Source organism: Streptomyces sp. NPDC005483, from assembly GCF_040606035.1.
Taxonomy (GTDB): domain Bacteria; phylum Actinomycetota; class Actinomycetes; order Streptomycetales; family Streptomycetaceae; genus Streptomyces.
Genome location: NZ_JBEXEA010000125.1, coordinates 1 through 1,370 on the forward strand (window position 1 = coordinate 1; position 1,370 = coordinate 1,370).

The 1,370-nt window shown below is 67.7% G+C and carries 3 protein-coding genes; all 3 read right to left on the bottom strand.

What is annotated here, in order from left to right; translation table 11 throughout:
• Nucleotides 1-95 (bottom strand): SDR family NAD(P)-dependent oxidoreductase (locus tag ABZT06_RS50565; RefSeq protein WP_355756720.1); only part of this gene is annotated, 95 nt, incomplete at its 3' end.
• A gap of 88 nt (nucleotides 96-183) precedes the next feature.
• Entirely contained in the window at nucleotides 184-759 is a 576-nt protein-coding gene (locus ABZT06_RS50570) for a TetR/AcrR family transcriptional regulator (protein WP_355756716.1), read from the bottom strand.
• 326 nt (nucleotides 760-1,085) lie between these two features.
• Nucleotides 1,086-1,370: alpha/beta hydrolase (locus ABZT06_RS50575; protein ID WP_355756718.1), on the bottom strand; the 285-nt coding region annotated here is incomplete at its 5' end.

The following is a 1,370-nucleotide window of genomic DNA, read 5'->3' on the forward strand; positions in this document are numbered from 1 at the left end:
ACGCCCTCCGCGGCCAGGGTCCGAGCGATCGCGAGGCCGATGCCGCGACTCGCGCCGGTGACCAGAGCGGTCTTCCCGCTGATGCCAAGGTCCATGATCTCCTCTTTCTTGAAGAACCGCATATTCTTGAACTGAAGGTCAAAAATTAGGGCACAAAAAGGCCATCGTCCGAGATGGCGTGCCTCAGAGGCCCGCGAGGGCCGTGTCGATGATCCGATGGAGCGCCGGCCGCTCGAACGTCCTGGCCATGACCCGCAGTCCGGCGAGGGTGTTCTGGAGGAACAGTGCCTGCGCTCTGGCGTCGACGCTCCGGTCGACGTCACCGTCCCGCTGCCCTTGCGCGATGCGGGCGGCGAGGAGCTCGATCAGACCCTGTTCCATGCGGAGCACCGCGCGGGTGGCCTCCGGGTCGCGCCCGCCGAGCTCCCCGACCGCGTTCTGGGCCAGACACCCGCGCCGGACCGGCCCGTCCAGGTCCGCGTCCATGAGCAGTGCGAAGTAGGCGCGGATGCGCTCCTCGGCGGTGCCCGGCTGCGAGAGGAACTCCTCGGCCTGCTCGGCACGCGTCCGGCCGTAGAGGTCCAGCACCTTGCCGAACAGTTGACGCTTGGAACCGAAGGAGTGGTACAGGCTGCCCTTGGCCACTCCGGTCGCCTCCGCGAGGTCGGCAGGGGAAGTGTCGGTGTAGCCCTTGGTCCAGAACGTCTCCATCGCCTGCGCGATGACCACGTCCGGCTCGAAGCTCTTCGGTCTGCCCATACTCGCTACCGTAGCGAGTATTTGACCTGCGGGTCAAATACTAGGCCGCAGACCGGCACCGGAGATCAGCGTGGACGTTTGACTCCAAGCGGCCAAGCGCTGCTCGACCTCGCGCAAGAGACCTTCCCCACCGCGCGGCCGTCGGTGCCGCAACCAGTCCATCCAAAACGAGGCCGCTCGGTCGCAATTCGAGTGGACGACATTGCCTCGTTCACGGGGTCAGGCCGCTGAGCCGCGGGCGACGTGGGGGCACGACCGTGGCTGCACAGGCGTGAGCCGCCCGGCCCCACGCGCTGCGTGCGACCGGGCGGCTCTCGTCGGTGAGATCAGGCGTTCAGATGGCTGAGGAAGTGGTCCCGCGCCGCCGCCGCGCTCTCCTCGAACCCGGCCCCCTGGTACGCGTCGAAGTGTCCGCCCCGCATGAGCACGAGCTTCTTGGGCTCCTTGGCCAGCTCGTACGCCTCCAGCGCCAGGGCGACCGGCGCGACCACGTCGTTGTCCGCGACGATCATCAGCAGCGGCGTGGGCGAGACGCGGCTGATGTAGCTGATCGGCTCGTACTCGCCGGCCATCTCCATCGAGCGCACCGTCACCTCGTTCTTCCAGTTGGG

Coding starts and splice junctions, on each gene's coding strand:
- ABZT06_RS50570 (WP_355756716.1), bottom strand. CDS start 759: ATGGGCAGACCGAAGAGCTTCGAGCCGGACGTGGTCATCGCGCAGGCG.